The 5662-nt window shown below is 43.9% G+C and carries 4 protein-coding genes and 1 pseudogene; 3 read left to right on the top strand and 2 right to left on the bottom strand.

Features of this window, described 5'->3' with window-relative positions:
* The first annotated feature begins 525 nt into the window (after positions 1 to 525).
* The gene (udp, locus tag ABYB02_RS13910) at positions 526 to 1281 is read left to right on the top strand and encodes a uridine phosphorylase (RefSeq protein WP_372763020.1); all 756 of its coding nucleotides are present in this window, start codon (positions 526 to 528) and stop codon (positions 1279 to 1281) included.
* A gap of 50 nt (positions 1282 to 1331) precedes the next feature.
* Here the strand turns inward: udp and cdd are convergent, their stop codons facing one another.
* Together cdd and ppc are read right to left on the bottom strand one after the other, a co-directional pair.
* Positions 1332 to 2258, bottom strand: coding sequence for a cytidine deaminase (gene cdd / locus ABYB02_RS13905; protein WP_372763019.1), 927 nt, complete (start codon positions 2256 to 2258; stop codon positions 1332 to 1334).
* A 111-nt stretch (positions 2259 to 2369) separates the two neighbouring features.
* Positions 2370 to 5015 carry a phosphoenolpyruvate carboxylase gene (gene ppc / locus ABYB02_RS13900; protein ID WP_372763018.1) on the bottom strand — a complete coding sequence of 882 codons (2646 nt, stop codon included), beginning with the start codon at positions 5013 to 5015 and terminating at the stop codon, positions 2370 to 2372.
* A gap of 119 nt (positions 5016 to 5134) precedes the next feature.
* Here ppc and ABYB02_RS13895 point away from each other — a divergent pair, with 119 nt between their 5' ends.
* On the top strand, positions 5135 to 5533 hold the full coding sequence (locus ABYB02_RS13895; protein ID WP_372763017.1) for a thiol-disulfide oxidoreductase DCC family protein: 399 nt from the start codon (positions 5135 to 5137) through the stop codon (positions 5531 to 5533).
* A pseudogene (locus ABYB02_RS13890) lies at positions 5530 to 5662 on the top strand (short-chain dehydrogenase); the annotation flags it as partial. The gene ABYB02_RS13895 and the pseudogene ABYB02_RS13890, both read left to right, overlap by 4 nt.

Below are 5662 nucleotides of genomic sequence, written 5' to 3'. Positions count from 1 at the left end.
GCGGCTTTGCGCTCTTTTGCGGTGTTAACGGTATACACGCCATCACCCGGGGCGCATAAACAATGCTCAATTTTACGTTTAAATGCTTGAAAATCTGTGCTCATAGTAAACCCTTATAATTCTGTGTATTTTGTGCGTTAATAGTGCTTAGTTATGCACAATGGCAAAAAACCAAACATTAACAAAAATTTCTGCAGTGCGTATTTTGGCGCTCGTCACGTGTCACTTGTATCGCTATAGCCTGTGTTATTACAGCGCACAAACAGCTTATAACTTAATGAATAATAACAAATTAATATAAAACAGTTGATTGTACACGTTATTTTTATCATCACTTATAGTGATCAATATAATGTCTGAGTAAACAAGTCAACCGCCTCATTTTACGCGGTATTTTAACTTTTGCTTGAATATTCAATGTGAATGAATAAATCAAAATAAATTAACACGGACATACGTCCTGTACTAAACGCGCTTTTATAGTAATGATGTTAAATTGACAGTAATTTTATTTAAGGCTTAGTTATGAAAAAGGTATTTCACTTAGGGCTATCTGTAGACGATCTTCACGGTGCTAAACTTGCTATTGTTCCCGGCGACCCCGATCGCGCAGCACGTATTTCAAAACTGTTAGATAACCCTACCTGCCTAGCTAAAACGCGTGAATTTCATGTGTTTTTAGGTCAATTGAATGGTCACTCTGTGGTGGTGTGCTCTACCGGCATTGGTGGTCCATCTACGTCAATTGCTGTTGAAGAATTAGCACAATTAGGGGTTCGCAGCTTTTTACGCATTGGCACCACAGGTGCAATTCAACCGCACATTAATGAGGGCGATATTTTAATTAGCCAAGCATCGGTACGTTTAGATGGCGCCAGCCAACATTTTGCCCCGCTTAGCTACCCTGCTGTGTCTGACTTTTTTGCTACCCAAGCAATGGTAAAAGCGTGTGAAAACCTAAATATCGATTTTCATATTGGTATTACCGCCTCTAGCGATACTTTTTACCCAGGACAAGAGCGTTACGATACACACTCGGGCTATGTGCCAAAATCATTACAAGGCAGCTGCGAAGAATGGCAACAGCTAGGCGTAATGAACTACGAAATGGAATCGGCCACCTTATTTACTATGTGTGCGGCACTAGGCTTACAAGCCGCCTGTGTAGCGGGCGTATTAGTTAATCGTACTCGCCAAGAAATTCCAAATGTCGACCACGGCGAAATTGAAAGAAAATCAGTTGCTGTAGTTATAGAAGCGGCAAAAGTGTTACTGGGTTAAACTACTCTTGGTTATGAATAAAGCACAGCACGCGCTGTGCTTTATTGTTTTTAGCTCAGTGAGGCGCTAATCACCTGCAATGGCGGTAACTGGGCAAAACTTGCTAATACCGCATGCGCCACACCCGCTTGGTTTTCATGACCTGCGGTTTCTAATAGCGTAATACCCGTAACGTTGTGCTTATCAAAACTTCCTCCAGCTAAAAACAGCTGACTCAACGCACTTTGTAATGGCGATAAGCTCGGGCTATAGGCGGCATTTTCTGCGTAACTGCCATAAAAGTCACCATCGGCAACCGTTGATATTTTTACCGCACTGTAGTTTTGGCTATAGGGCACATAGGCCGCCAGCGCAACACGCGCTAACTGCGGATCAATCGTGTTATCTGTAAAGCGACGCGTTTGCGGCGCCGGATTAAATAAACTAAATTGATTCCCTAAATCAGTTGGGCCAAAGGAGTGCGGCAGTAATTCGGTTAATTTAAAATGCTGCTCGGGTAATAATATGTCGAGTTGCTTGGCATCGGCCAGCTCATTCATAAACTGGCGGCAATAGCCACAGGGAGCGTCACTAATGGCAATTTTTTCTATTTTTTTTGCGCCATTTAACCAAGCATTATTAATCGCCGATTGTTCGCCATGTACCACTAAACTCAGTGCTTGCTGGTTAAACTCCACATTCGCGCCAAAGTAAAAGTGAGTCTCGTTATTGCCATCCACTGCTTTTACAATCGCTCCCACATGAAACTGCGACACTGGGGCTACCGCAAATTCAGCCGCGAGCGGCACTAAACCTTGCAGCAAAGCATCGACTGAAACATCAAATTGGGCACATAAATGGGCAATGTCTTGGGCGTTTAAAATACCACGCTGGGTTTTCAATTGATTGCGTAACGCCTGAGTTTGCGCGACGCTTAAGGTGATATGTGAGTTTGTTAGTGCAGTATCGTGTTGTACTAAATAAGTTGCTGAAGCCATAATATATTTTAATTATTCAATGGCTAAGTAGTTTAAAAGGTTAGCACCTGAATTGCTAGTTTAACGCAAAAAAAGAGGAGCAATACAGCTCCTCTGTTAGTCATTTTAATATTATCCGGTATTGCGCATGCCCGCTGCAATGCCGGTCATGGTGATCATCAGCGCATTATCAATATCGCCCTCACTACCATGCTCACTGGTGCGCGAGCGACGTAATAACTCTACCTGTAATACGTTAAGTGGATCGGTGTATGGGTTACGCAGTGCAATCGACTCTTTGATCCACGGCTGATCGGCAAGTAAGCTCTTTTGTGGGCTGAGCGACTGCACCAAACTTATCGCTTCAGCAAGCTCTTTACGCAGCGTGACTCCAAGCGGTTTGTACATATCTTCTACCAGCGCATTATCATAATGTTCGCTCAGCCAGCTATCGGCTTTACTAAACACCATTTCAAGCATTTCAAGTCGTGCTCGAAAAAATGGCCATTGCAAGCTCATTTCTTGTAATGTCTCAGCGCCGTATTTTGCTAAGGCCGCTTTTAATCCCGTTAATGCACCCAGCCACGCAGGCAGCATTAACCGGTTTTGGCTCCAAGCAAATATCCACGGAATAGCCCGTAAGCTTTCTACACCACCATTAGGATTACGTTTCGCGGGGCGAGAGCCCAGCGGTAACTTAGATAGCTCAAGCTCTGGCGTGGCCATTCTAAAGTACGGCACAAAATTTTCGTCATGGCGTACCACATTCCGGTAATGCTCACACGATTGCGCGCTTATCAAGGCCATTACTTCGCGCCATTGTGCTTTGGGCTCTGGTGGCGGTAATAAATTACTTTGTAGCACCGCGCCCGCGTAAATATTTAAGCTTTGCAGTGCCACATTAGGTAAGCCAAATTTAAAGCGGATCATTTCGCCTTGCTCTGTAACCCGTAATCCACCTTTTAACGACCCCGGTGGTTGCGAATGCAATGCTTGTGCAGCCGGTGCACCGCCGCGCCCCACTGTGCCACCACGGCCATGGAATAACACCAGTTCAATTCCCCGCTTATCAGCTAATTGCACGAGCTTATCCATCGCTTCATACTGCGCCCAGCCTGCAGCCATCATACCGGCATCTTTGGCCGAGTCTGAATACCCTATCATCACGTTTTGCGTGTTATCAATTTGCCCACGATACCAGTCATTATCCAGCAAAGTGGCAATCACATTATGGCCGTCATTTAAGTCATCTAAGGTTTCAAACAACGGAGTAACGGGAAGTTTAAAGCGACAGCCCGTTTCTTTTAATAACAACTGTACCGCTAAAATATCGGAGGCGGTCCGCGCCATAGAAATAATATACAAGCCAAATGTTTGCTCATCTTGACTGGCAATCACATCAAAGGTATCAAGCACTTCTTGCACCTCGGGGCTTGGCTGCCAACGTTTAGGAAGTAGCGGCCTGCGCGAGTTAAGCTCGGCTAATAAAAACGCTTGTTTATCTTGCTCTTGCCACTGTCCGTAATCTCCTAAACCTAAATAACGGGTTACTTCAGAAAACACCTCAGTGTGGCGCGATGCATCTTGGCGCACATCTAACTTTGCCAAACGTAGGCCAAAACTATTTACTCGATGCAACACATCAAGTAACAAACCGTCCGCCACCACTTTCATATTGCACTTTAACAACGAGCGATAACATGCCTCAATTGGGTGCCTTATTTGATTAATATCGGTAATTAAATCTTGTGCTTCAGTGCGCTTATTTTTTATTTTTGCGCTTAGGTGCAGCACCGTTTCGGCCACTTTATTTTTTAAGTTTTTAATGATACAACGATAAGGTTCAAACTCCTGCCCAGCTAGCTTTATCACTTCATCACTGGCATCTGACATAGACAACTCAGCGCTCAGCGTGTCTAGGTCGCGGCTATATAAATCAAGCGCCATCCAGCGGCCATGATCAAGCACTTCTTTGGTCACCTCTGCGGTTACAAATGGGTTACCATCCCGATCGCCCCCCATCCACGAGGTAAATTCAATTGGGCTGTAGTTGATAGGCAGCGCTAAACTTAAATGCTCTTTTACTTGCTGATCAAACTCACGTAAAAAGCGTGGCACAGCATGCCATAAGCTATTTTCAATCACCGCATAGCCCCATTTGGCTTCATCAACTGGAGTGGGTCGTGAACGGCGAATATCATCGGTATGCCATGCTTGGCTTATCAGCTGTGCTATACGATTTAACAGCGCATCACGCTCTTGTGGCAAGTTATCGGTGCGCTCTAAAGACGCTAAACAATCACTAAGCTCAACGTGCTTGTTGATCATAGTACGTCGCGTTACTTCGGTAGGGTGTGCCGTAAGCACTAAATTAATATGCAATTGCGAGAGTGTTTCAGCTAGGTGATTTTCGTTAAGTTCACCACTTTTTGTTTTGGCCGCTAACGTTTTTAACGTTTGAGTGAGCGGGTTGAGTTGGCAAAAGCCGACATCGTTAAAGCGTGACACGGTATGAAATTGCTCAGCAACGTTCGCTAAGTTTAAAAAATGATTAAATGAACGGGCAACCGGCAATAGCTCTTCATCACTAAGCGCATGCAATACGTTGATTAACGCTTGTCGGTCGGCTTCATTACCACTGCGCGAGGACTTTGATAGAGCTCTTATTTCTTCAACTTTATCTAAAATCGCTTGGCCTTGAGCATCTTTAATCGTTTGTCCAAGCATTTGCCCTAGTAAATTTACATTAGCTCGCAATGCGGCATATTGTTCACTCATTTATCAAACTCCTTTGCATAATGGAGCACTATTAATATCATCATGCGCGATTATTTAATAGATCCATTTCACAACTGTCTGCGTAATAATTAACATGTTAAATAATTGCCTGTTACATTATGATCATTTTTTACGATGCAAATTGCCCGCTGTGCCAGGTAGCAATGCAACACTTAAAACGCAGCGATATTGAGCAAAAAATCACCCTTGAAGATCTTAATGCAGATGACTTTAGCAGGCGATTTCCAACGGTTAATCAACACCAAGCAATGAATATTTTGCAAGCACAAACCAGCTCAGGACAGATGATTTATGGTTTAGATGTGACCTACCAAGCATGGCGTAGCGTGGGCAAGTACCCTTGGCTTAAAATTATCCGTTTACCGGTGATCCGCTTTTTTGCTGATAGTGTATATCGCGTGTTTGCTAAATACCGCCATCATATTAGTCGATTTTTAATGCCCAACTCAGTATGCAGTAGTGGCCAATGCTCAAACAAAGCGAAAGGTGAAAAATGAAAACGATCATTTTATTTGGCGCCAGTAGCGCGATTGCACAGGCTTACATTACTCACTTGAACTCACAAACAACGCCATTTAATATTGTTTGCGTGAGCTCATCTGAGCTAACTACCAACAGTGAGCATG

This window comes from Pseudoalteromonas sp., from assembly GCF_041613455.1.
Classification (GTDB): Bacteria; Pseudomonadota; Gammaproteobacteria; order Enterobacterales; family Alteromonadaceae; genus Pseudoalteromonas.
This window is presented reverse-complemented; position numbering and strand designations above follow the sequence as displayed.

Coding starts and splice junctions, on each gene's coding strand:
- cdd (WP_372763019.1), bottom strand. CDS start 2,258: ATGGCTTCAGCAACTTATTTAGTACAACACGATACTGCACTAACAAAC.
- ppc (WP_372763018.1), bottom strand. CDS start 5,015: ATGAGTGAACAATATGCCGCATTGCGAGCTAATGTAAATTTACTAGGG.
- ABYB02_RS13895 (WP_372763017.1), top strand. CDS start 5,135: ATGATCATTTTTTACGATGCAAATTGCCCGCTGTGCCAGGTAGCAATG.
- udp (WP_372763020.1), top strand. CDS start 526: ATGAAAAAGGTATTTCACTTAGGGCTATCTGTAGACGATCTTCACGGT.